The sequence below is a fragment of the Neptunomonas qingdaonensis genome (assembly GCF_900113275.1).
GTDB lineage: Bacteria > Pseudomonadota > Gammaproteobacteria > Pseudomonadales > Balneatricaceae > Neptunomonas > Neptunomonas qingdaonensis.
This window is the reverse complement of record NZ_FOOU01000002.1, coordinates 430,915-456,140: the sequence shown is the minus strand read 5'-3', so window position 1 is coordinate 456,140 and position 25,226 is coordinate 430,915. Positions and strand designations below refer to the sequence as shown.

General features: G+C 42.7%; 17 protein-coding genes. 15 read left to right on the top strand and 2 right to left on the bottom strand.

Annotation, left to right across the window (positions count from 1 at the left end; all coding sequences use genetic code 11):
- Nucleotides 1-146: 146 nt before the first annotated feature.
- Nucleotides 147-2,441 (top strand): COR domain-containing protein, encoded by a 2,295-nt coding sequence (locus BM099_RS05015; RefSeq protein ID WP_177201087.1) that lies wholly within the window; start codon nucleotides 147-149, stop codon nucleotides 2,439-2,441.
- 144 nt (nucleotides 2,442-2,585) lie between these two features.
- Here BM099_RS05015 and BM099_RS05010 read toward each other — a convergent pair whose 3' ends face one another.
- On the bottom strand, nucleotides 2,586-4,385 hold the full coding sequence (locus BM099_RS05010; protein WP_090725217.1) for a TniQ family protein: 1,800 nt from the start codon (nucleotides 4,383-4,385) through the stop codon (nucleotides 2,586-2,588).
- A 578-nt stretch (nucleotides 4,386-4,963) separates the two neighbouring features.
- On the opposite strand from BM099_RS05010, the gene BM099_RS05005 reads away from it, so the two are divergent.
- The 10 genes from BM099_RS05005 (at nucleotide 4,964) to parC (ending at nucleotide 20,637) form a co-directional block, all read left to right on the top strand.
- Nucleotides 4,964-6,532 (top strand): type I restriction-modification system subunit M, encoded by a 1,569-nt coding sequence (locus BM099_RS05005; RefSeq protein WP_090725291.1) that lies wholly within the window; start codon nucleotides 4,964-4,966, stop codon nucleotides 6,530-6,532.
- A complete protein-coding gene (locus tag BM099_RS05000; RefSeq protein WP_090725214.1) occupies nucleotides 6,532-7,761 on the top strand; it encodes a restriction endonuclease subunit S in 1,230 nt (409 codons plus the stop codon). Before BM099_RS05005 ends, BM099_RS05000 begins: the two co-directional genes overlap by 1 nt.
- A 24-nt stretch (nucleotides 7,762-7,785) precedes the next feature.
- Nucleotides 7,786-10,686, top strand: a complete 2,901-nt coding sequence (locus tag BM099_RS04995) for a type I restriction endonuclease subunit R (protein ID WP_090725212.1) — start codon at nucleotides 7,786-7,788, stop codon at nucleotides 10,684-10,686.
- Nucleotides 10,687-11,241: 555 nt separating this feature from the next.
- Nucleotides 11,242-11,961, top strand: a complete 720-nt coding sequence (locus tag BM099_RS04985; protein WP_090725206.1) for a hypothetical protein — start codon at nucleotides 11,242-11,244, stop codon at nucleotides 11,959-11,961.
- 1,100 nt (nucleotides 11,962-13,061) lie between these two features.
- On the top strand, nucleotides 13,062-13,529 hold the full coding sequence (locus BM099_RS04980) for a hypothetical protein (RefSeq protein WP_090725204.1): 468 nt from the start codon (nucleotides 13,062-13,064) through the stop codon (nucleotides 13,527-13,529).
- A gap of 120 nt (nucleotides 13,530-13,649) precedes the next feature.
- Entirely contained in the window at nucleotides 13,650-14,756 is a 1,107-nt protein-coding gene (locus tag BM099_RS04975) for a GmrSD restriction endonuclease domain-containing protein (RefSeq protein ID WP_090725201.1), read from the top strand.
- Entirely contained in the window at nucleotides 14,743-15,393 is a 651-nt protein-coding gene (locus BM099_RS04970) for an MAE_28990/MAE_18760 family HEPN-like nuclease (RefSeq protein WP_090725198.1), read from the top strand. Before BM099_RS04975 ends, BM099_RS04970 begins: the two co-directional genes overlap by 14 nt.
- Before the next feature lie 285 nt (nucleotides 15,394-15,678).
- Nucleotides 15,679-17,199 (top strand): AAA family ATPase, encoded by a 1,521-nt coding sequence (locus BM099_RS04965; protein ID WP_090725196.1) that lies wholly within the window; start codon nucleotides 15,679-15,681, stop codon nucleotides 17,197-17,199.
- Nucleotides 17,200-17,208: 9 nt separating this feature from the next.
- On the top strand, nucleotides 17,209-18,066 hold the full coding sequence (locus BM099_RS04960) for an HNH endonuclease (RefSeq protein WP_090725193.1): 858 nt from the start codon (nucleotides 17,209-17,211) through the stop codon (nucleotides 18,064-18,066).
- A gap of 300 nt (nucleotides 18,067-18,366) precedes the next feature.
- The gene (parC, locus tag BM099_RS04955) at nucleotides 18,367-20,637 is read left to right on the top strand and encodes a DNA topoisomerase IV subunit A (protein ID WP_090725191.1); all 2,271 of its coding nucleotides are present in this window, start codon (nucleotides 18,367-18,369) and stop codon (nucleotides 20,635-20,637) included.
- Here the strand turns inward: parC and BM099_RS04950 are convergent.
- Nucleotides 20,631-22,217, bottom strand: coding sequence for a hypothetical protein (locus BM099_RS04950; RefSeq protein ID WP_177201086.1), 1,587 nt, complete (start codon nucleotides 22,215-22,217; stop codon nucleotides 20,631-20,633). The genes parC and BM099_RS04950 overlap by 7 nt on opposite strands.
- Nucleotides 22,218-22,432: 215 nt before the next feature.
- On the opposite strand from BM099_RS04950, the gene BM099_RS04945 reads away from it, so the two are divergent.
- Genes BM099_RS04945 through rlmH form a run of 4 tightly spaced genes read left to right on the top strand, consistent with a single transcriptional unit; the run spans nucleotide 22,433 to nucleotide 25,225 of the window.
- Nucleotides 22,433-23,689, top strand: coding sequence for a glutamate-5-semialdehyde dehydrogenase (locus BM099_RS04945; RefSeq protein WP_090725185.1), 1,257 nt, complete (start codon nucleotides 22,433-22,435; stop codon nucleotides 23,687-23,689).
- On the top strand, nucleotides 23,667-24,383 hold the full coding sequence (nadD, locus tag BM099_RS04940; RefSeq protein WP_244889914.1) for a nicotinate-nucleotide adenylyltransferase: 717 nt from the start codon (nucleotides 23,667-23,669) through the stop codon (nucleotides 24,381-24,383). The genes BM099_RS04945 and nadD overlap by 23 nt, the downstream gene beginning before the upstream one ends.
- Before the next feature lie 6 nt (nucleotides 24,384-24,389).
- Nucleotides 24,390-24,761: a ribosome silencing factor gene (gene rsfS / locus BM099_RS04935; protein ID WP_090725180.1), complete on the top strand. Its 372-nt coding sequence runs from the start codon at nucleotides 24,390-24,392 to the stop codon at nucleotides 24,759-24,761.
- Nucleotides 24,758-25,225 carry a 23S rRNA (pseudouridine(1915)-N(3))-methyltransferase RlmH gene (rlmH, locus tag BM099_RS04930; protein WP_090725177.1) on the top strand — a complete coding sequence of 156 codons (468 nt, stop codon included), beginning with the start codon at nucleotides 24,758-24,760 and terminating at the stop codon, nucleotides 25,223-25,225. Before rsfS ends, rlmH begins: the two co-directional genes overlap by 4 nt.
- Nucleotide 25,226: the final 1 nt, after the last annotated feature.

Genomic DNA, 25,226 nt, shown 5'->3' with positions numbered 1-25,226 from the left:
TTGAGGCACTGACTCAACTGACCTCGCTGACTGTAAGCCATTGCGATGCTTTAACCAGCCTGAGCGGCCTTGAGGCACTGACTCACCTGACCTCGCTATATTTAAACGGGTGTAATGCCTTACTCGACTATGTAGGACTAGATCAGTTGCATAACTTAGAGGTGCTTCAGATTGACGCCCGATACTACCACCAAAAAAACCAGCACTCGGATCCATCTAGGGTTCCTTGGTCCATAATGAAAAACCTACTACTTAACATGCCACAACTTAGTTTATCTGGCTCAATCAATATGGAGTATGTGCCTGCTGAACTCACCCACCCAATAGACCAAACCGCACTGGAAGATTGGTATTTTGAAATCGAACAGCAAGGTTACAGCAACCCCAAAACATTAAAAGTTATGCTGCTGGGTAATGGCCAGATAGGCAAAACGCAATTGGTACGGCGACTGCGGGGCAAAAGTTTTGACGAATCCATCCCCAGTACCCATGGTATTCAGATACATCATTTCACACCAGACGGTGAAGATTTCGAGATCAAGAGCTGGGACTTTGGTGGGCAAGACGTATACCTAGGCACTCACAGTTTATTTATTGATAACCGAGCCCTATACCTCTTGCTATGGCACCCTGATTACGAAAACAATAATCTTGTACTCGATGAACAACTCACCATTCGTAATCGCCCATTAAGCTATTGGCTGGCCTATTTAAAATCGTTGGCAGGTGCCAATGTACAAGTGCTGGTATGTCAAAGCCAGTGTGATAATCCGGGCGATGATAGGCGTGCCCCTATTCCACACCCAGTGCCTCTCGATGCACTGCGTGAAACAGTGATCAGCAATAAAACACCTGATGGCCTCAGTGCGTTTACTCCTTTGTTTAAGCGTGCTGTCGCCCATCAGCTAGATCGTAACGGCGTAGTCTGGATACCTAATTCTTGGTTTGCTGTGGAAGAAGCAATTCAAGAACTATGCACTCAACAAAAACTCCTACACTATTCAGACTATCTGGCGCTATGTGATAAACATCATGTCGCTGCACCTGGCACGCTTGCCAATTACCTCCATCAGGCGGGTGTGGTCTTTTATCGCAAACACCATTTTGATAATCAATTAATTCTTGATCAGGCATGGGCCCTACAAGGTATTTACCTGCTGTTAGAACGCAAAGAAGCCTTACCACTACTATCTGCAAGTAACGGAAAATTCACCCGGGATACTATAGAACAGTTACTCTGGCGGTACGAAAGTGAGTATAGCAAGCAAGACAAGTCTCTTTTTTTAGAGATGATGCAGCAGTGCGGTGTCTGTTTTAAAGTTGATGATGATGACTATATAGCACCCGATGCGCTGCCTGATAAAGCATACAAGGAAACTGACATAGAGCAGATTTGGCAAGACACCGATGCTGAGCATCATGTTCGCCTGCATTATGACTTTTTACATGACTCAACTATGCGTTACCTATTAAGTAAGATAGGAGAAAAAGCCAAAGCGGCTGCCTGCTATTGGCGTTATGGCTGTTGCTACTATGATGCAAAATCTCAATCCAAGGTCTGGTTTGACTCAACCCTTTTAACCGATAAAGAAAAAATAGAGACAGGCACTTTTGAGAACTATGGTCAGCCCGGCTTTATTGATATAAAAACCGCAGGCAGGAATGCAGAGAAGCTGATTTGTCATCTGTTAGATTCAATCAAAGGAGTTCAGCACTTGGAACAAAAAAGCCGTATCGAGTGGCAAAAGGGGCAACCAGATTCTTCACAAAAGCATAAAGGTTTATCACCCGAATCGGAACTCACTCCCTTTGGCGCATTGGAACCCGCTTCCCTGCCGCCCTCTACACGCTCAGCTGTGTATTTTTCTTATGCTTGGGGTGAGGATACAGACGAGCGACAACAAACCTGTGATCAAATCTACAACAAGTTATCTGAGGAAAATGAACTCAATATCTATCGTGATAAAAATGCAACAAAACCCGGCGATAGTATTGCAGCATTTGAGAGAAAGATTGGCCAAGCTGACTTTGTACTGCTGATAATGAGCGAAAAGTCTCTCTACTCAGTACATTGTATGAATGAACTACGATTAATTTACGAGCGCTCACAGCAACAGCAATCTGATTTTGTAGGAAGAGTAATACCCGTAGTGCTTAGCGATGCGAAAATTAGTACTAGGATCGATAAGTTCAAAGTAGTCGAACATTGGGTATCACAAGGACAAGAATTAGAAGACCTGATCAATAAAGTAGGTTTGGAGGCTGCTGGTGCGGAATCAGCAAATGAGAGGCAAATGATCAGAAGTATCAGTAACTGTACAATGAATGCCCTGACCTGGATCGGCGATTTGATTACAGAGCGACAACCAGAACTACAAGTAGACGCCACAATAGAGTTATTAAAAAAGCGGATTGAAGAACAAAAAAACCGTAAAAACTAATCTCTTTGTAGTGTGGGCTCACGTGCCGTCAACCAAGGTTTTTTCACAGCCCTTAATTTAATTACCTTCCCATTGTCCAGGAAACGCTACGATATTTACAACAACAGGTTGCCGAAACTATTGTTAAATTTATCAGTAAGATATTTATGGACAAATGGCTTTCGGAGAGTAAAGGTTAATAATGCCACTGTTGATTTTTGGTCCAGAAATTAGACGGTATTTGTTCATTAGGTGGCGTGGGATTTGATGCTTTAACGCATAAGTTGTAGTGAAAACAGAGAGACTGGAAGTAGGTATTAACTTGATAGGCCGTGCTGTTCTACCGGTGTTATGACACTCATATTTTAAGAAGCCGCGCTGTAAAAAATCATATATCGCATTGATGCTAACCCCTAACTGATGGGCTGCCTGGTATGGACTGAGGTAGCCCTCAGGCTGAAAAAATGAATCAACTCCAATGGTAAATTGGTATAAATTCAGTGGTTGACTCTTCTCTGGGGTGAAAGTGAACAAGTGCTCTCGTTGTAGCATTTTTTTTATGGTCATCGTAATGCTTTCACCGCGCAATTGAAGTTGCTTGAACGTGGCTTTTTTGTATCCTTTGGGAAAGCGTTTACAGGCTAGCTGTTGGAGGTGGGATATCCAGTTATTGATTTCTTCGGCGTCAATTAACCAGTCACGATTTAAGTCATCTGGCTTAATTATGTGTTGAATCACATCTGCTGAGAAAACCTGTCTTGCTTGGTAATTGCTGATTTGGAGGGCACTAGCCGCCTCTGATAGTGATAAGTAATGAGCTAGGTTCTCTTTCAGCTCTAAAATTTCTTCTCGTAAAAACACTGCATGCAGACCTCTTGTAAGAAAGTGCTCCTTGAGCAGTTCTTGCCTGACATAAACATTAATTCGGCTGCTGGAGCATTGCAGTAATTGCATTGATGTTTTTTTACTGAGGTATTGGGCTGATTTATGAATTTGTAAAGTCGTGCGGGAAATGCTGCTGGAAAAAGATGAGCTGGAGTATTTATCCTTTAAATAATTTTCAAACCAATAACGTAAAAAGGAATAAGCATTTGATATATAGAAGCTACCAGTATACAAATCGTCGTATAAATCACGGAAGCAGTGGCGGATACCTTCCTTCCCTCGCCTCGACATAGGGCTTGATTCAAAGTGTTGCAGTAGAGAGTAATAGCCATGTGGCCAATCTTTTAAATAGTTGAAAGCAATAGAAAAAATAGGGATGAGATCTTTGTTACTGTTGGTTTTTAGTCGAAGTGCAGAGTTGGCTATCATTCGGTGATGGAATTTCACAAAAAAATGTAGCAGTAAAAGGAAATCAAATAGCGTTACTTCAGGTAACCCTTCTATGCCAAGTGTTGATGGCTCGTTGGTGATTAACTGATGGATTGCATTGCTGACTTCCTGCTCTTGCGGATCAGGATTAGAAGGCGTGTATTCAGACTTGGCTATCCATTCGAGCTTTCTGGCTAGATAGGGAGTGGCCCACGTCAAGCGCGTATTGGTGTCCGGAAGGCAATCAAGCAGTACTGTTGAATGCTTGGTGCAATGCGTAGTAGCAAGAAAAAGGTGGTGTACAGGTTGATACCCAAGCTCAATAAAACATTGGGGGCAAAACTTGGGTCTGTTTAGTCCAACTGACTGGGCTGGAAACTCTAATGAGTTGAAACGGAGTGTTCCGTCTTGACTGGACTGAACCGTCATTTTCTGGAATTCACGTGGTGAGAGGGTGCATAGGGTTGCTAATGGTCTAAGATCTGTTTTGCCTAAGAGCAAGCTAGTGGTGGGTAAGCGGTTGTTAGCAATGAGCACTCCAGAGCAGCGTAAAACTTGTATCGGGTTCTTATAACCGTTTAGCCCGCTGAGCCTTATCAAATAGCTGAGAATGTGTTCATTGGCTTTGGGCTTTGGTCTGGCTATAAACATAGGTCGTCAGTTTTGTGGTGACTGATATAAAAAGAATAAGCTGAAATTAAAATAATGGCATCATAATTGTCGCCTAACAATGGTTTTTTACTTTTTGCACTGAGTCATGTTTGGCGTGAGCGTATAACGTTTATTTATGCCTTGAATTTTATGGACAGGTAGCCTGTGCGAGAATGATTAAGGAGCCCTGAGCGGGTATAGTCTCATGCTCTCGTTTATACATGCCAATATGATTAATGTGATTGTACAAAGCGTTCCTGACTGATTCTGAGGGCTCCTACGTATATTCTTGACTTAGAAGGCTGTGCATAAATACCCCGTCACCAGCACCACACAGTGAATCACCACTAATTCACACCTTACCTTGGCAGTTCGGGTGCAGATGGAAGGTTTAGTGCCCAGTATTGGGCTTATTTACTATCCGATAGCGAGTCTTTTAACTGTTAGCGTGTTGGGCGGGTATCGGTTGAGGTTTTCTCAAGCTATAGTCCCTTCTTCATACTATGGCGGTAGCATTGCTCCAGTATAATAAATTGTATAGACCAGTAAATGGCTGGGTTCAGGATGATAAAAAGCTAATGGTAGAGCAGCACAAGAAACAACTCGAAAAACAACTCTGGAATATCGCTAACGCCCTGCGTGGCAATATGAGTGCCGATGAATTCCGCGATTACATCCTCGGTTTCATCTTCTATAAATACCTTTCTGAAAAAATGCACCGCTATGCCGATGCCATTCTCAAAGAAGACGGCATCGCATTCGACAGCATCGATGAGACCAGTGATGAGGGGCTAAAGTATCTAGAAGCTATCAAAACCGAAGCCATCAATCAGCTCGGTTTTTTCCTTAAGCCCTCGGAACTATTCCATGTTATTGCTGAAAGGGGTGAGCAGGGCGAGTTTATTATTGAGCCATTGGGGGTCGTGCTGCGCCATATCGAACAAAGCACCATGGGTAGTGATGCTGAAGACGACTTTAACGGCCTGTTTGATGACCTGGATCTCACCTCGAACAAACTGGGCAAAACTGAAAAATCCAAAAATGAGCTGATCAGCAAAGTTCTCACCCACTTGGATGCTATCGACTTCCGTTTGGATGACACTGAAATCGACGTGTTGGGCGATGCCTACGAGTACCTGATTGGTCAGTTTGCCAGTGGTGCCGGTAAGAAGGCCGGTGAGTTTTACACGCCTCAGATGGTGTCTAAGTTGCTGGCTAAGATAGTAACCTTTGATAAAACCCGTTTACGTAATGTTTATGACCCTACCTGTGGCTCCGGTTCCTTGCTGTTACGTGTCGCAAAAGAGGTGGATGAAGTGAGCGAGTTCTTCGGTCAGGAATCCAACCCCAGCACCTACAATCTGGCACGCATGAACATGATCCTGCACGACGTGCACTACAGCCGTTTTGATATTCAGCAGGATGACACCCTCGAAACGCCACACCATACCGACAAGCGCTTTGAAGCCGTTGTCGCCAATCCACCATTTTCTGCTGACTGGTCAGCTAATGTCGGTTTTTTAACCGATGAGCGCTTTGCTGATTACGGCAAGCTAGCGCCAAAATCCAAAGCTGACTTTGCCTTTGTGCAACATATGTTTTATCAGCTGGATGACGATGGGATCATGGCCGTGGTGCTACCTCATGGTGTGTTATTCCGTGGCGCAGCAGAAGGCCATATTCGCCAGTTTTTGATTGAGCAGAAAAATTGCTTGGATGCAGTCATAGGTTTGCCCGCCAATGTGTTTTTTGGAACCTCCATTCCTACCTGTATTTTGGTGCTGAAGAAGCAGCGCGAGCATAACGATAACGTATTGTTTATTGATGCCAGCGCCCATTATGGCAAAGCGACCAATCAGAACTACCTGCGTGATGAAGATTTGGATCGCATTTTGGATGCGATTGAAAAACGCGAGTTTGTCGATAAATTCGCTTATGCCGCCTCGTTAAAAGAGATTAAAGAAAATGATTTTAATCTGAATATTCCGAGGTATGTGGATACGTTTGAGGAAGTAGAAGCTATTGATTTAGTAGTGGTATCAAATTCTATTAGATCATGCGAAGCAGAAATTGAAAACGTAGATAAAGTGTTGGTTGATTTCTGTTCTCAACTTCAAATTGAAGTTCCATTTACGGAGAAGCTGTAGTGTTGACCCTTGCAAGAGCAGCTTTAGATATTAGATTTCCAAAATTTGCTGATGATTGGCTTCCTGAGACAATTGAAAATTTAGCTCATGTAACCTCTGGGGGAACGCCAAATAGAAGTAATAAAGGGTATTGGGGTGGAGATATTCCATGGGTTACAACTTCGAAAATTGATTTTAATGAGATTGAAGAGGCTGATGAATTTATTACTCAAGAAGGCTTGGGTAATTCATCTGCCAAATTATTTAAGCGGGACACTCTCTTAATTGCACTATATGGACAAGGGGTGACACGAGGGAAAGTCGCTATTCTTAAGAAACCTGCCGCAACCAATCAGGCTTGTGCGGCTGTTAGCTTTGATGCTGAAAGAGTATTGGTAAAATTTGCTTTTTACTATCTTCAAAGAAATTATGAAGCAATTAGAAATATTGCTAACGACGGCGGACAAAAGAACTTGAGCGGAGGTTTAGTAAAAGCTATTAAGTTACATGTTCCCCGTAACTTGGAAGAGCAACAAAAAATCGCTGACTTTCTCTCCGCCGTCGATAAAAAAATTAGCCTGCTAAAACAAAAAAACGCCTTATTGCAGCAATACAAAAAAGGCGTGATGCAGCAGCTGTTTTCCCGGCAGATTCGTTTTAAGGATGATAACGGAAATGATTTTCCTGATTGGCAAGAATATCGACTAAACGGCGTTTTAGTGCTGCAAGAAAACTCGCTAAATATGCTCGACAATGAAGAGTATGAACTAATCACTGTTAAACGCAGAAATGCCGGTGTTGTTAGCCGTGGAGTTTTCAAAGGAAAAGAGGTGCTGGTTAAAAATCAGTTCATTTTAAAGAAAAATCAATTTGTTATCTCTAAGCGACAAATAGTTCATGGCGCATGCGGAATGGTGCCTGAATCATTAGATGGGGCAATTGTTTCAAATGAATACAATGTGTTTGAGGCCAATAATGAAAAGCTAGATATTCATTATTTTAACTTGCTAGCGACAACGTTAGATATGAAGAAGGCCTTTTTTAGAAACAGTGATGGTGTGCATATCGAAAAACTGTTGTTTAAGACAAAAGGTTGGCTGAAAACCAAAATGCTTTTCCCGTGTGTCGATGAGCAGAGAAAGATTCTAAAATTCGTTAAAGCACTCGATAACAAAATCGAACTTGCCGCCCAGCAAATCGAACTCACCCAAACCTTTAAAAAAGGTCTGCTACAGCAGATGTTTGTGTAAATAGCGGTTGCTAAGGAGAGCATCTTGTCAGTACAACCAGAAGCCATATTAGAAGACAACTTGATTGCCCAGTTAAGTAAGCAGGGCTTTGAAGTAGTTAGCATCAATGATGAAGCCTCGCTGCTGGCCAATTTAAAAAACCAACTGGAAAAGCTCAATGATATGCAGTTGAGCAGCGGTGAGTTCAAACAAGTGCTTAACCGTCTGGGCAAGGGCACAATATTTGAAAAAGCCAAAACCTTGCGTGACCGCCTGCAAATCAACAAAGAGGATGGCACGGCAGCTTATATCCGTTTTTTGCATGAAGAGTCCGAAAAAAACAACTATCAGGTCACCCAGCAGGTCACGGTAGAAGGCCGCTATAAAAACCGTTACGACGTCACCGTGCTGATCAACGGTTTGCCGCTGATCCAGATCGAACTCAAACGCCGTGGCCTGGAGTTAAAAGAAGCCTTTAACCAGATTAACCGCTACCAGCGCCACAGTTATTGGGCGAGCTATGGTCTGTTCCAGTATGTTCAGATTTTTGTTATCAGCAATGGGGTGAACACCAAGTATTACGCCAATAACAAAAGCCAGAGTTTTAAACAAACCTTCTTCTGGGCTGATGAACACAATAACCGTTATACCGATCTAACTAAGTTCGCCGAGATGTTTTTACGACCTGCGCACCTGAGCAAGATGCTCAATAACTATGTTGTACTAAACGAAACTGGCCGTTTTTTAATGGTGATGCGCTCTTATCAAATCTACGCTACTGAAGCGATTGTAGAGCGGGTAAACACCTCTGATCAAAACGGTTATATCTGGCATGCCACTGGCTCCGGTAAAACCTTGACCAGCTTTAAGGTCGCGCAAATCCTCACCACCTCGCCCGAGGTACATAAGGTGGTGTTTGTGGTGGATAGAAAAGATCTGGATTTTCAAACCAGTAAAGAATTTAACGCCTTTGCTAAAGGCTGTGTTGATAGTACCGACAACACCAAAGTACTGGTCGATCAGTTCACGGATGCGCCCGTACCTGCTAATAAAATCAATGAGCAGCGTAATAGCAAGCTGATCGTCACCACTATTCAAAAGCTTAATAACGCTATCAGCCATAAACGTTACACCAAAAAGATGGACAAACTTAAAGATAAATCCATCGTGTTTATTTTTGATGAATGCCACCGCAGCCAGTTTGGTGAGACCCATCAGCGCATCGTCAGTTTTTTTAATAACCACCAACTGTTCGGCTTTACCGGTACACCTATTTTTGTCGAAAATGCCCATAGCAAAGCCTCACGTAAATACACCACTAAAGATCTGTTTGATGAGTGCCTGCACAAGTACACCATTGTCGATGCGATCAAAGACGAAAACGTCCTCAAGTTTGGCATTGAATATGTAGGGCGTTACAAAGAGAAAGAAGGCAGCAAAAACGCAATCGATATCGAAGTGGAAGGTATCGACACCCAGGAGCTCCTGGAAGCCCCTATGCGGCTGAATAAGATAGCCGACTATATCATCGCTAACCATAAGAGCAAAACCCACAGCAAAGCCTTTACAGGCATGTTCTGCGTCAGCTCAGTCCCTGCCCTGATTGAATACTACAAGCTGTTCCAGCAGAAAAAAGAAGCAGGTGAGCATGATTTACGCATAGCCACTATTTTCTCCTACGCTGCTAATGAAGAAGACCCAGATGCCAATGGCTTTCTAGACAGTGTGGATGAGGCTCCGGATATAGAGGGGATCGCAGAGGCTTCGTCAAATTACGGTGCCAACACCTTTACCCATAGCCGCGATAAGCTGGAACAGTTTATTGGTGACTACAATCAGATGTTTGGTACGAGATACACGACCAAGGATAGTGAGTCGTATTACAACTATTACAACGATATCTCTAAAAAGGTGCGTGAGCGAAAAATCGATATTTTGTTGGTGGTGAATATGTTTCTGACCGGCTTTGATAGCCAACCATTAAACACATTGTATGTGGATAAGAACCTCAAACACCACGGTCTTATTCAAGCCTATTCCCGTACTAATCGAATTCTGAATGAGCAAAAGTCTCAAGGTAATATTGTCTGCTTCCGTAACTTAAAAGCAGCAACCGACACGGCATTAACATTGTTTGCTAACAAGGATGCTAAAGAGACGGTGATCATGCCGCCTTATGAAGAGTTCCTTAAATTGTTTAATCAGGCCTATGGCAAGCTGCTGTCGATAGCGCCCGATTTAGAGAGTGTAGATGACTTGGCTGATGAGGAGCAGGAACTAGCCTTTGTGCAGGCGTATAGAGAGCTGCTGCGCCTGAAGAATATATTAAGTACCTTTGCCGATTTCAGTTTTGATGATGTGAAGATTGATGAGCAAGAATTTGAAGATTACAAAAGTAAGTACCTAGATTTATACGACAAGGTGCGCACCGATAACCAAACCCAGAAAACCTCAATTCTTGAAGATGTCGATTTTGAGCTAGAGCTTATACACCGTGATGAGATCAATGTTCGGTATATCACTCAGCTGATTGCTAAATTGAAAGGCACGGATAATAACAAAGACTATGAGTACCAATACAAATCCATTATGGATCTATTGGGCGGCACACCTGAGCTACGCAGCAAGAAAGAGCTTATTGAGAAGTTTATCAAGACCAATCTGGATAAAGTGCAAACCCCTGAGCAAGTAGGTGAGGCTTTTGATGCCTATTGGGAGGTCGAGAAACATAAGGCTCTTACTGAGTTGTGCGAGGAAGAATCGCTGGTTACTGATAGCTTTAAAGCGATGGTGGATAGAATGATATACACCAATCGCAGCCCACTGCGTGACGACGTGTTTGATGTGCTGCAAGCCAAGCCTAAACTACTACAGCGCGAGAATGTATTTAATCGTGTGACAGACAAGGTCAGAGGGTTTGTTGAGACGTTTTATAAGGGTTTTTAAGAGGCTCATAGCAGGTGAGCTAGTCCGAGTCAGATGTTGTATTAAAAGGGAATAAATTGGATGTCATGACGAGCAGGTATCGTACGCTTGGACAGGGTATGGGCCGGATGGATGATGTGGAGTATGTAATCAGAACTAATACACAACCCAGCTACATAGAATGTATGAAAGCCAAGATCGAGAGCTCGATAGGGGAGCGTATTTACAGCAAGGGCCTCGGCACTGTTGAACCAATATTCGGAATTATTGAAAATAAAATGCTTTAAGCGTTTTACGCTGAGAGGTTAATGGAAGGTAATGCCAGTGATTACATTAATATCGAGAAGATCGCGACCCAACGCATTGAGTGAAGATTAAAGGTCACTTCCTGCTTACTCATAAGTCTGAAAAGGCAGCATGGGAATCAATATAAACGTGTTTTAATTGATGAAATCAGAGTAATAAAAAATCGATCAGGCATTAATAATAATCAAGAAAGGGTTTTGAGGATGTGTGTTTTTATGCAGGAATGTCAAATTCGACAGTCTTGTTATTATTTTATAAGGAAGTGGGGTATTGAAGAATTCATCTATTTATCTAGTTATTTTTATTTTATTTTCTCTTTTATGTTCATATGTTTTATGCACATATATTCCTGGTTTCAAAAGAGAACTTGGATTTTATGACACAATATCTGTAAGTGATGGAGATGAAAATGTAGACTTAGATAAAGCCTTAATTGTAGATGCTTGTAATCAGGATAAAACATCCTGCTTAAAAAATGTAATCTTAATTAAAGGTCGATTAGATGAGGGGACGATAAGTTCAATCAAAAATCTAAAAGGCCCGAACAATAAAATAATTTGTTTTGATAGCCCTGGAGGGAGTATTAATACTGCTACAGAAATAGGTTATTGGATTAAAGAGAATGGTTTTGATACTTGCTTGGCGGAAAAATATATCGTTAAAAATAAAAGGGTATTGACTACTACGGTTTGTTACTCTGCATGCCCGTTTGTTTTTGTTATGGGTAACGAAAGAATTATGATAGGTAATGATTTTCAAGTCGGTCTTCACCATTCAGGTGGAACCGTTGATTTTTGTTTTTGTTCTTTTAACTATAATTCTTTAGAATTTGTTGCCAATAATAAATACAAAGAGATGGTAGGTTTATCTAACGCAAGTGAGCAACATATAAATATGCTTGATGATAGCTTACTAATTGACTTTAGTGAGATTTATATATTGCCACCAACTAAGTTTGATAAATATAAACTGTTCACAAAAAAAATATAACAAACGCGTCAATTAGGACGCTCTAAGCTCGCGTCAATTAGGACGCTCTAAGCTCGCGTCTATCATGCGGACGTTGATGTAACGGAGCAAGGAATTGTTTTCATTTATATAGTCTCAATTATATCGTGCCTGACTCTGTCAAAGTTTGGTGTACAGCAAGACTTCCTCGGTTAGCGGGTATCTTTTTATTTAGCAGTGTTTCGTGTTTTATCTTCGTGATCGATGATCCCGACATAGGGAGGTCGGGTATGTAAAACGATTCAACAATAATGGAGATGAGTAGTATTGTAGAAATTCATGGGTCTTCCTCTTTTTTGGTTTGGTTTAATGCCCATAGGCGCTTCACGCACGAATTCCTAAACGCCATTTAGCGCCATTTAAGACGCTTGCCGACCATGTATGTGTGAAAACCATTTTCCGATTTTTATAGTGTATTTGAAGGTAGAATGATGCGTGAATTTCGTCTTTGTCGGACCTATTAATAGAAATTCATCGTTTGTGCCGTTGATGTACTCCTGAAAAGCTCTGACCTGTATTATCTTATATTGTGGGATTTAATCGCATGTTTACCATGATGCGCTGATTAAATGACCGGAGAGAAAACTACCTGTATCAAGCCTGAAACTATGTCACGGAAAAATTCGGCCATGAAACTTCTTTTTGCTTTTTGCTTTTTGCTTTCTGCGCATCATTATCATCAATACTACGGTAGCTTTGCAATATTTCTTCTACAGTCTCTGATTAACTGTCAAATTTTAATCAAATGACGATTTTTTTTGTCCAGAAATACAGAAATAAAGTGCTAAGTTATTGATCTTTATAACTGACAATATATGATTCTAAAATAGGGATTGAATGTGTCGGGCAGGGGATGGCTCTTTTTTGCAAAACTCACGGCTGTCTAAGTACTCTTATCTCTTTGAATTATAATAAATTAATGCTTTTGTGGTTTTTTCTTGAAACCCCAAAAGGGTATAAATTAATAGAAATCCATAGGCTCTAAAGAGGTTTTACCCACAATGCGAAAGATACTTGGTTCCTTCATATTGGTTTTTTCAACTCAATGCATCGCAGAACCGAGCACGTCAGCAACATATTTAATGGAAGACTCTTTATCAATGTTTGAATGGGGGCTTTACCGCACAGAGGAAAGCTTTAAAGAAAAGAAATTTAAAGATTTAGACATTGTAGTTCGAAATATGTTTAGGGCTGAATATGACTGGGATCTAAATAGAATTAATCTGACAGTGAATGTCTACCCCTCTTATAGCAGCGTAATGAATACCGGTGCCAAAAATATTTGTAGAGCAGTGATTTTAGATATTAAAGGTGATCTTGGCTATGGCTTTGATAAAGAGTTGAGACATTTAATAAGTATAAGTAGATTTTTTGTTCATAAAGGGTTTTCAAATAAAAATGAGCCTCAAAATTTAATGGAAGACTTGGAACATATGACAAATGTAAAGGTTCAGGTTTTAGCGAGCAAAACTAATGAATCGAAGTTTAGTCTAAAAGCAGCCTGTACTAGCGGGTTATCAGAAAAAGATATATATTTTTTTGATAGCTGAAATAAGAAAAATCTTGAAAAAGCATTAGGTTGAGAATGTAAATTAGTCTTGTAAGAATTTCATTACATGGCAGAAATAATTAACTTACCCGCTTAAATAAAGAATAAATGGAAGAATATTATGTCACTTCTTGACGAAGTTAATGAGAAAAGAAAAGAGATTAGGACTGATGGGTACGCTATGTCTATTAGCGAATGGGGATCACTTTACGAAAGTAAGGAAATTGATATTCATCCAGAATTCCAGCGTTTCTACCGCTGGAGTGATACCCAAAAAACTAACCTTATAGAATCAATATTGTTAGGTATTCCGATTCCACCAGTATTTGTGAGTCAGCGTAAAGATGGGATATGGGATGTGGTAGATGGACTGCAAAGGTTATCCACTATCTACCAATTCATGGGGATATTAAAAGATGAAAATTCTAATAATGTAGAACCATTAACTCTCTCAGCAACAAATTACTTACCCAGCCTTGGCGGCAAGAAATGGAACAATCCAGATGATGAAAATAACTCTTTTAGTCAAGAGCTAAGGTTGATTATTAAACGCTCAAAAATTAATGTGAGTATCGTTCTTAAAGAAAGTGACGAGACTGCAAAATATGATTTATTTCAGAGGCTAAATACGGGTGGTTCAGATCTAAGCCCTCAAGAGGTGCGAAATTGTATTTTGGTGATGCTGAACAAAGAGTTTTATAACTGGCTTCAATCACTTGCTTCCTATCCATCATTTCAGGAATGTATAGCTTTAAGTGAGCGGCCACTCAAGGAATCATATGACTTGGAACTTGCACTTCGATTTTTAATATTTTCCGATATTGATGCTGAACAGCTTGAGAAACTTGGGGATGTGGGAATATTTATTACTGAGAAAATGAGAAATATCGCAATTAATGATGACTTTGATAAAGTCTCTTGGGAAGCGCTATTTAAGAAAACATTCGATTTACTTAGAGATAACCTTTCCGATGAGTCATTTAAAAGGTATAGCACTGACAAGCAGAAGTTCTCTGGTGGTTTTTTGTTGTCACAATATGAAGTAGTAGCATACGGCGTTGGTTACAATCTAAAAAATGGAAACCCTGTTATAGATCTGAGAAGGAAGGCCGCTGGTATATGGAGTGATCAGCGATATACCGACTGGTCTGGTTCAGGCATAACTGCGACACGTAGACTTCCAAGAATACTACCATTCGGCCGCGAGGTTTTCGATGGCAACAATTAGAACTAAAGAGGACCTTGTTGATAAGATTGGGCAAGATCATGTTTGGAGATTGAGAGAGATTTCCGAATTAAAAAATCTTATTCAAGAGCCTACCATTTCAAAAATTAGAAAGAGAGTGTTATGTCGTTCAGGAATCGCATTATTGTATGCTCACTGGGAAGGTTTCGTAAAAAAATCTGGCACATATTTTTTAGAATATATAGCAGCGCAGAGACATACTATATCAGAACTAAAAAGTAATTTTGTCACATTGCTTGTAAGAGGAAAAATAGACAAAGCTAGTGAGTCTAATAAATATTCTGCGTTTGATGAAGTTACAAGATATATAATTGATAATCAGTCAACCCGAGCAAAAATACCAACAAAAAATGTTGTAGAAACACAATCAAATTTATCTACTAATGTGCTAAAAGAGATCATGTGGTGCTTGGGGCTAGATTATTCATTTTATGAGTCTAAAGAGAAGTTGATTGATTTAATGCTTGTAGGAAGAAGGAATTATGTTGCACATGGTGAAGCTCTTGAGATTGAAAGTGATGATTTTGTAGAAATGATTGATGAGGTATTAGGACTTATGAATATATTTAAAAACCAGTTAGAGAATTCCTGTCTAACAGAATCGTACAAGGCCGCATGATGCCTATCACGGAGCTTCAACCTGGGTTTCGGGCGTTGATGCTGTCGGATTAGTCCCACAGTCCTTGGCCTTCGGGCGGGTAGTTATCTAAAATCCAGTAAAAGAATATTACCCCGCAGGATGCAACGGATGGCACGTTATAAACACTACGATTACCAGCAAAGCAAGATGATGCTGATGCGTCTTGCAGACCAGTTCCAGCCCGACACTTAGGGCTCTTATCATTATTAGTACTATTTTATGGCAGTCGATTAAGAGCTCGTTTCAGATTACGGTGGTTAAAAAGTGAAATTTGTATTAATCCCAAGAGACATAAATGTACCAACCTCTGCCATTGATACGGTATTTTTAAAAATCGATCATTGGAATGATTATTCGTTCGTTACGATGTTTCATATGACTGTATTTGATGATAAAGGTCACAGCTCAGATATAGGCAGTTTGAAAATTGGATTTCAAGGGCAAGATATCTCAGTTCCAACATACAAAAAAATTGAATCCCCTTTTAACTTTTTGGATGAAAGGTATTTCTCTGTAGGAGATGATTTAGAATTTTATAAGAACCTTCGAGCAGCCTTGCCATTATCTGCTGGGAATCATGTTCTTAAATCACTACGAGATGTGGCTTATGATAAAAATATCTTATTACAGGCTTTAGAGGAGGAGGTTTTTAAAACGTCTCACCTAAGGAGCGTTAGCCTAACTGCAATATCTGGACAGTTCTCACGGTTTCTATCTGGGGCTGCATCATTAACAAACTTCAAATTTTCTTTTAAAAGGGAGGAGAACGCTAAGTTTTCTGAAATTACATTAGAGTTTGATGTGACAGTGAAGGCTAAGCCACGAAATAACATACATGCCATTATTGGGCGGAACGGGATAGGAAAAACGACACTTTTAAATGGAATGATAGAAGGGATTATTGGGGGGGCGAATGAGTGTGCGTTTTATGATCGCGAAGGAGACCAGGAATCTAAGATTCCAAATGATTATTTTAGCCGATTAGTATCAGTATCATTTAGTGCATTTGATCCGTTTGAGCCTCCGCAAGAGCGGCATGATCCCACCAAAGGAACCTGTTATAGCTATATTGGGTTAAAAGCAAATGATGGTTCTGATGAGGGTTACTTAAAGCGACTTAACGAGTTAAGAAATGATTTTGTTAAAGCTTTGAGTTCTTGCTTCATGCAGACGGGCAAGAAAGAACGCTGGCTAAAAGCTATAAAAATTTTGGAATCGGATGAAAATTTTGCTGAGATGCAGTTAGGGAGTTTGACTTCGCTAGATCAAGAAGTGTTATCTGCTGGAGCGATCAAGAAAGCTTCTCTGATGAGTTCTGGGCATTTTGTGGTTTTGCTTACAATTACAAGACTTGTTGAAACCGTTGAGGAAAAAACGTTAGTCCTCTTTGATGAACCCGAAGGACACCTACATCCTCCTCTGCTATCAGCTTTTATACGTTCATTGAGCGAGCTTCTCCATGATCGTAATGGTGTTGCAATTCTAGCGACTCATTCCCCCGTGATTTTGCAAGAAATACCCCAATCTTGTGTTTGGAAAGTGACTAGGTTTGGAAAGAAAACCCAAAAAGAGCGGCCTGGAATCCAAACATTTGGTGAAAATGTGGGGGTGCTTACAAGGGAGGTTTTTCGTCTGGAGGTAACTAAATCTGGTTATCATGATCTTCTAGTTGCATCTGTCCAGAGCGGTGATAGTTATGATGAAATACTAAATAGCTATGATGGTCAGTTAGGCTTCGAGGGTCAGGTGTTGCTCAGGACTCTGATCTCCGCACGGGATAAATAAGGTTAATTCATGAAAAAATTACCTTATCCGCCATTTAGCTTTGAAGATGCTTATCAAGCATCCTTGGATAATGTAGGTGTTGGAACTGATTTGTATACGAGGTTGTTATTTGAAAAACAGCTGATCCTGGACAACGAAGATAAGTATAAGCAAAAAGCAGAGTCACTTTGCCTACATACTTTCCAATGTGCGCGGCATGGTCACTCCGAGGATAAGATTGTAGGTGATGTTACTAAAGATGATTTGAAAATACTTTATGAGACATATTTTCTGAAAGAGTCAACTGCCGCTCGGGATATTTATGAGGCAATTAAAGCTTCTACCGGTGGGGTCTGTCCGATATGTGGCTTTGGGAGTGTGCATACTTTAGACCATTACTTGCCTAAGTCGCGTTACCATTTGTTTTCCGTATTACCTATCAATTTAGTCCCCGCATGCCGAGACTGTAATACTGGGAAGGGTAGCTCAGTTATATCTCAACCTGAAATGCTATCCATACATCCATATTTTGATGATTCTATGTTTTTTGATGAGAGGTGGATCAGGGGTACGGTAAGGCACGACACTATCCCCATTGTTACTTACTCTGTTTATCCTCCTGCAACATGGTCGGCACTATCTAAAGAAAGGGTTGAAACTCACTTTGTGGCGTTTGGCTTAGGCGACGCTTTTTCTGTACAGGCTACTACCGAGATGACAACAGCAATAGAAACTGTCCGGGGGTTGTTACCTATAATGGAGGAAGGAGGTGTTTCGGGGCACTTCCATAGAATATCGCAGTGCCATCAACCTAACTCTTGGCGATCAATTTTCTACATTACATTAGCTGAGGATGATTGGTTTTGCCGAGGAGGTTTTTTAGACTAGTGTTGTTTGTTCTACGCCACTACCTTAGTCGATCTATACTAGCTTTATTATTAATAGTTTTGTGCAAGAGGTTACATGTTTTTATATTGTCGCTTAATGCGTTTCTTGCATGCTATCCTTCGAGTGGTTCTGAAGTAAGGATGAATATTTTGCCATATTATGGTTAATTTTGGCTTATAAATGTCATTATATGGTTTATTTTTATGCAGCCGTATTGTTTTTATACCCTGATATAAGTGATCTATTTGGGTTTTTTGTGACAGGTTATGGTTTATAAGACAAGTTGATGGATATTAAAACATGAGTGAAGTAATAACAGACGATAGCATCGAACGTTTATCGCTGAAGGATTTTACCGAAAAAGCGTATCTGGACTACTCCATGTACGTCATTCTGGATCGTGCTTTGCCACATGTTGGCGATGGCATGAAACCTGTGCAGCGCCGCATTGTTTACGCAATGTCCGAGTTGGGTTTGAAGGCCGCTGCCAAGCATAAGAAGTCTGCGCGTACGGTCGGTGATGTGTTGGGTAAATACCATCCGCATGGTGATAGTGCCTGCTATGAAGCGATGGTGCTGATGGCGCAGCCATTTAGTTATCGCTATCCACTGGTGGATGGTCAGGGGAACTGGGGCTCACAAGATGATCCTAAATCATTTGCTGCGATGCGTTATACCGAAGCCAAGCTGACTAAGTATGCCGAAGTCTTATTGCAGGAAGTGAGTCAGGGTACGGTCGATTGGCTACCCAACTTTGATGGAACCCTGCTCGAGCCGGCGGTACTGCCGGCGCGTTTACCCAATATCCTGCTGAATGGCGGCAGCGGTATTGCGGTGGGTATGGCTACTGATATTCCGCCGCATAACCTGCGGGAAGTGACCTCTGCCTGTATTCATCTGCTGGATAATCCCAAAGCGGATATTGCTGAGTTGTGCACATTTATTCCAGCGCCGGATATGCCAACGGATGCCGAGATTATCTCTTCGCCCAGCGACCTGCTGAAGCTTTATGAGACAGGTAAGGGGTCGGTGCGGATGCGGGCCGTTTACACGCAGGAGCAGGGCGATATTATTGTCACTGCGCTGCCGTATCAGGTGTCGGGTGACAAAATTCTCGAGCAGATCGCACAACAGATGCAGCAGAAAAAGCTGCCGATGGTGGCGGATCTTCGTGATGAGTCTGATCATGAAAGTCCGACTCGCCTGGTGATTATTCCGCGCTCCAACCGTATTGATGTCGAGCAGTTGATGGCGCATCTTTTTGCGTCGACAGACCTTGAGAGAACCTATCGTGTCAATATGAACATGATCGGTGTGGATGGGCGTCCGCAAGTAAAAAATCTGCGTATGATTTTGACTGAATGGCTGAGTTGGCGCACCGGTGTTGTACGTCGTCGTCTTGAACATCGCCTGTCGAAAGTGTTGGATCGGCTGCATATCCTCGAAGGTTTGATGGTTGCTTATCTTAATATTGATGAAGTGATTGCGATCATTCGTTATGAAGATGAACCTAAACAGGAGTTGATGAGGCGCTTTAACCTGAGCGATATTCAGGCTGACGCAATTCTCGATCTGAAGCTGCGCCACCTGGCTAAGCTTGAAGAGTTTAAGATCAAGTCAGAGCAGGATGAGCTGGAAGCTGAGCGTAAAAAACTTGAGCTGATATTAGGCTCTGATCAAAGAATGCGTACGCTGATTAAAAAAGAACTCACGCAAGATATGGAGACATACGGCGATGCACGGCGTTCGCCTCTTGTGTCGCGCCAGGAAGCGCAGGCGTTTAGTGAAAAAGATCTGCTTTCGTCGGATCCTGTGACGGCTGTTATTTCGAAGCAGGGCTGGATACGTGCCGCAAAAGGGCATGATATAGACGGTGCTGGTTTGAGTTATAAGTCTGGCGATGGATTTAAATTGGCGTGTGCCGGCCGCATGAATCAGCCGCTTATTCTGCTTGATTCAACCGGACGAAGTTATACGCTGGAAGCGCATACCTTGCCTTCTGCCCGCGGACAGGGGGAGCCGATTACCGGACGTATAACCTTACAGAAAGGGGCTGTCATAGAAGCGGCTATATCCGGTAAAGATGATGATAAAATATTATTGGCATCCGATGCCGGATATGGATTTATTACCTCTATTGCTGACCTGTCGAGTAAAACCAAGAATGGTAAAGCGGCACTGACTTTGCCGAAAAATGCGCACGTGCTGGATCCTGTCAAGGTTGACGATATGGCGCAGGCATTATTAGCGGCTATCACGAGTGAGGGGCGTTTATTGGTATTCCCTGTATCTGAGTTGCCAGAGCTGGCACGAGGAAAAGGTAATAAAATTATAAACATCCCTTCTGTACGGGCGGCAACACGGGAAGAGGTCGTTTGTGATGTGGCCATCTTTATGCCTGATGCCACGTTGCAGGTGCATGCGGGTCGACAGCACCTGAAGCTGAAGCCCTCTGATCTGGAGCATTATCGGGGTGAGCGGGGGCGCCGTGGTAATAAGTTGCCGCGTGGGTATCAGCGTGTCGATAAGCTTGAAGTGATGAGTACTAAGAGTGAGACAGCAGATCAATGATCTGCTGTTGTTTCTTTGACAGGCTTGCTGAGCAGATGAGTTGCTTGTTTGTTAAGCAAAGCCTGATAGGAAGCCGTTAACGAAAGAATTAATACTTTATCTTCATCTTCCCGGCGCACATCAGCGCTGGATAGCAGCGTTGCTTTCAGTTGGCGTGCTTCGGTTAACGCTGTGTGGCTTATCAGCTCATTGCTCTGCGTGGTACGTGTCAGGAATAACGCCTCTTCTTTAATTAAATTAAACTTTGCCCGGTTGCCACGAACAATAGCCATGTGGAGATTAAGGACAGGCTTAAACGATTTGATGCGTGCCTGATTGAATGCTCTGTACAGCAGGGTGAAGAGTTTTGCAGCGCATAGCGCATGTACACCATGACCATCTTCTTCATCCTGATCATCAAAGAATAGTTGCAGATCTCCACTGGCGTCGATAGAAACGGCACCGCCATAGATAGCGGCTACTTTTTTGATCAGTTTTTCGTATGTTTGCAGTAAATAATTATGTTCTTCTGGTTCCACGTAATCCGCATGGCCTGTTGTGGCATCGATATAAAACAGGTAGGCGGCATCCTGTGGTTGCAGTGATAGTTCTAACTGGTGCTCCAGGCTGTAAAGATCAAGCTGTTCTTCAGTGCGCTCATGAGCGCGCAAGGGGTTGGGCTTTGCAGAAGCCGGGGCTGCCTGAGACGTGCTTTGTTGGTGCTCTTCCAGTTCATAGGTTGCTTCACGCTGTGGTTGTCGGGGTTGCACTTCATCATCATCGGGCTGCATGGGCGAGGGAGTAAAGTGCGGCATACGCTGAGTCGTATCGGGTCTTAGTAAATTCACCAATTCGTCATCGTTGAGCGTTTCGTCTGACGATGAATCATGAAGTTGATGAGTCTTTAGGGTGTCTGAGTTGTTCTCGTCTAACGCTTCTTCCGGGCGGGTGGCGCTGGGATTGTTGCTGCTGTCTACCTCCAGTATCGGTGGGATCTTGCCTGGCGTGTCTTCCAGCGCTGCTTCTAAGGTTTGAGTAAATGAGTCAGAAACTGTGTTTTGAGTCGATTCCTCTTCGTTGTGAACTTCTGTTACTGCTTCTGATGCTGTTTCTGCTGTAAGAGCATCGTTTTGCTTTTCAGTGCCTTCGGGCTCATCTGAGCTGATTTTTAATGGTTTTAACGCTAACCATAATGTCACTAATGTCGCCAATAATGTGATTAAAGAGAGAATGGATACTTGCCATAACAGGCCGGACAGCATGTCTTTCTGTGCTTCATGGTTGCTATAGAGCTTTAATGTTCCGGTAGGTGTTTGTTGATTGCCGAGGATGACTTGTTGCTCAGTCCCGTTGTTTTCACCTGCCCTGGCAATGAGTTTGGATTGTTTGTTGTAGATGGCGACGCCATTAACTAAGCGGGCTTCTGTGAGGTTATTCAGGTAAAAGTTCAGGCTAATGATATCTTCAGCCAGAAGGTAAGGCTGGATAGTAATCGCGGCTTGGCGGGCAGTGTGCCGTGCAGTTATCTGTGCTTCGTTTTTGGCGATACTGTCAGTCACCAGATAAAGGTAAGATGCGCTAATAATCCAGCCTGATAGCATTACCAGTGCCGTGGCAAATATTAATCGGTAGTGCGGTTTTTTCAGGATGAATTGCATTTGACTGGTATGTGTCCGTATTAAGGTCGTTGCCACATTAAAATGTGGATCGATGATATCAGTTAGTGGTCTTTATGGTCACTCATATAAAGCAGTTCATGACCCGGCAATAATAGCATTGTATAATTATAGGTTACGTGAACGCGGAAGGGTAAGTGATGAACGTCGAACTATATATGAACATGTTAGGACAAAAGGCCAGAGAAGCATCCCGATTGGTGGCGCGTGCAGATACGGGCATCAAAAATAAAGCGTTACTGGGTATGGCTGCAGCGCTTGATGCTAATCGCGCTGAGCTAATAGACGCGAATAGAAAAGATCTGGAAAATGCTCGTCAGAATGGCTTGGATGCAGCCATGCTGGACAGGCTGGAGATGGGTAATAAAACCATCGATGGCATGATTGAAGGCTTACGCCAGGTGGTGGCACTGCCTGATCCTGTTGGCAGTATTACCGATATGAATTACCGCCCTTCCGGTATTCAGGTAGGCAAAATGCGTGTGCCACTGGGTGTTATCGGCATTATTTATGAATCCCGTCCGAATGTGACGGTTGAAGCTGCCAGTTTGTGTCTTAAATCAGGCAATGCGACTATTTTGCGTGGTGGCTCAGAAGCGATTCATTCTAACCAGGCCGTGGCTGCCTGTATCCGTACTGGTTTAACGGCGGCTGGACTGCCTGCTGAGGCTGTGCAGGTTGTTGAAACAACGGATCGGGAGGCGGTAGGCAAATTAATTACCATGCCGGAATATGTCGATGTGATCGTGCCGCGTGGGGGGAAGGGTCTGATAGAACGTATCAGTCGTGACGCCAAAGTACCGGTGATTAAGCATCTTGATGGCATTTGCCACGTATTTATAGACCTGCAGGCAGATAGAGCTAAAGCGGTTAATATAGCGCTCAATGCTAAAACTCACCGTTACGGCACCTGCAATACGATGGAAACCTTACTGGTTCATGAAGGTGTTGCTGAAGAGGTGCTGGGTGATTTAGTTGATCGTTTTAAGGCGGCAGGCGTTGAGTTACGTGGTTGTGCGCAAACACGAACACTGGTACCTGCTATAAAAGAAGCGACAGAAGCGGATTGGTCTACCGAGTATTTGGCACCGGTATTGTCGATTAAGGTTGTTGCTGATATTGACGCCGCGATTAAGCATATTAATCATTATGGATCTCACCATACGGATGCCATCGTGACAGAAAACTATACATTGTCGCGCCGTTTTCTGCGTGAAGTTGATTCAAGCTCTGTCATTGTTAACGCGTCTACACGCTTTGCCGATGGCTTTGAGTATGGACTAGGTGCGGAGATAGGTATTTCGACCGATAAAATCCATGCGCGTGGTCCTGTCGGGCTTGAGGGATTAACTTCTCAGAAATACGTAGTGCTGGGTGACGGTCATACACGCAAATAACTCTGTAGGCAGCTCTTTAGGTAGTTCTTCAGACGAGCACGCCAACAGTGCGCATGTGTTCATGGGTGGGACTTTTGACCCCATCCATTTCGGGCACCTCAGAACGGCACTGGAAATACAGCAATGGTTGAGTGTCGGGCATGTTTATCTGATGCCTGCCAATGTGCCAGTACACCGCGAAACGCCAGGGTCTACAGCGAAAGCCCGTTTAGCCATGGTAGAGCAAGCCATTGACGGTGAAAGTGCCTTGCGTTGTGATCCCCGGGAGATTATGTCTGATCGGCCATCATTCACAATTTACACATTGGAAATGTTACGTAAGGAACTTGGTCTGGCAAAGCCGGTCTGTATGGTAGTGGGAATGGATTCTTTTCTGTCATTTGATCAATGGTTTCGCTTTGATGAGTACCTTGAATATTGTCATATCATTGTTGTGGCACGCCCCGGTTACCATTTTAAACCGAATCAGGTCTTAAAGCAGTTGTTGGCAAAGCATCAGGTTGAGCGAAAAAGTGATATCCTGACACAGTCAGCAGGCTCCATTCTGGTTCACGAGTTAACACCGTTGAGTATTTCAGCCACCTATATCCGTGAACTGATTGCTAACGGACAGTCCCCCCGGTATCTGTTACCGGATGGCGTCTGGAATTTTATACAAGAACATAAACTTTATTTTTCAAAAAAGGATAGTTAATTGTCGATGCAAACTGAGCAACTTATTGCACTAGTACGTGAAGCGCTTGATGATGTGAAAGCGCGGGATATCGATGTGATTGATGTGCGTGGTAAATCGAGTATTACAGATTTCATGCTGATCGCCAGTGGAACATCAAAGCGGCACGTAGTGTCATTAGCTCAGGCAGTATCTGACAAAGTGAAGCAGGCGGGTGTCGAACCCCTTGGCACAGAAGGGCAGAGTGATGGTGATTGGGTATTGGTTGATTTGGGTGAATTGGTCGTCCATATCATGATGCCGGATGCCAGAAGCTATTACGATTTAGAGCGTTTATGGCGTTTTGATCCATTGGACGATGAGACAGCTGAGGCAAATGTGAGTGTTCTGAAAGGATGAAGATTCGGTTGCTGGCTGTGGGTGGAAAAATGCCTGATTGGGTAACGACAGGTTTCCACGAATACAGCAAACGCCTCCCTCATGAAATGACGCTGGAATTGATTGAGCTACCTTTGGGGCACCGTGGTAAAGGGGCCGATATGGCGCGTGCGATTCGTCAGGAAGGTGATGCTATGTTGGCGGCGATTCCCAAAGGGGATCGCATTATCGCATTGGAAGTGCAGGGTCGTTCATGGTCGACAGAGCAGTTGGCTGATAAGGTCAGTGAGTGGCAGATGGATGGTCGTAATATTTCCTTATTAGTCGGTGGCCCTGATGGTCTGGATCCTCGTTGTGTCGCTCTGGCTGATCAGAAATGGTCTTTGTCGGGTTTGACCCTTCCTCATCCTTTAGTGCGCGTTATTCTTGCCGAGCAGGTTTACCGGGCTTGGACAATTATTCAAGGTCACCCGTATCATAAGTAGC

Coding starts and splice junctions, on each gene's coding strand:
- BM099_RS05010 (WP_090725217.1), bottom strand. CDS start 4,385: ATGTTTATAGCCAGACCAAAGCCCAAAGCCAATGAACACATTCTCAGC.
- BM099_RS04980 (WP_090725204.1), top strand. CDS start 13,062: ATGGAAGACTCTTTATCAATGTTTGAATGGGGGCTTTACCGCACAGAG.
- parC (WP_090725191.1), top strand. CDS start 18,367: ATGAGTGAAGTAATAACAGACGATAGCATCGAACGTTTATCGCTGAAG.
- rsfS (WP_090725180.1), top strand. CDS start 24,390: ATGCAAACTGAGCAACTTATTGCACTAGTACGTGAAGCGCTTGATGAT.
- BM099_RS04950 (WP_177201086.1), bottom strand. CDS start 22,217: ATGCTATCAGGCTGGATTATTAGCGCATCTTACCTTTATCTGGTGACT.
- rlmH (WP_090725177.1), top strand. CDS start 24,758: ATGAAGATTCGGTTGCTGGCTGTGGGTGGAAAAATGCCTGATTGGGTA.
- BM099_RS04945 (WP_090725185.1), top strand. CDS start 22,433: ATGAACGTCGAACTATATATGAACATGTTAGGACAAAAGGCCAGAGAA.
- BM099_RS04970 (WP_090725198.1), top strand. CDS start 14,743: ATGGCAACAATTAGAACTAAAGAGGACCTTGTTGATAAGATTGGGCAA.
- BM099_RS05005 (WP_090725291.1), top strand. CDS start 4,964: ATGGTAGAGCAGCACAAGAAACAACTCGAAAAACAACTCTGGAATATC.
- BM099_RS04960 (WP_090725193.1), top strand. CDS start 17,209: ATGAAAAAATTACCTTATCCGCCATTTAGCTTTGAAGATGCTTATCAA.
- BM099_RS04975 (WP_090725201.1), top strand. CDS start 13,650: ATGTCACTTCTTGACGAAGTTAATGAGAAAAGAAAAGAGATTAGGACT.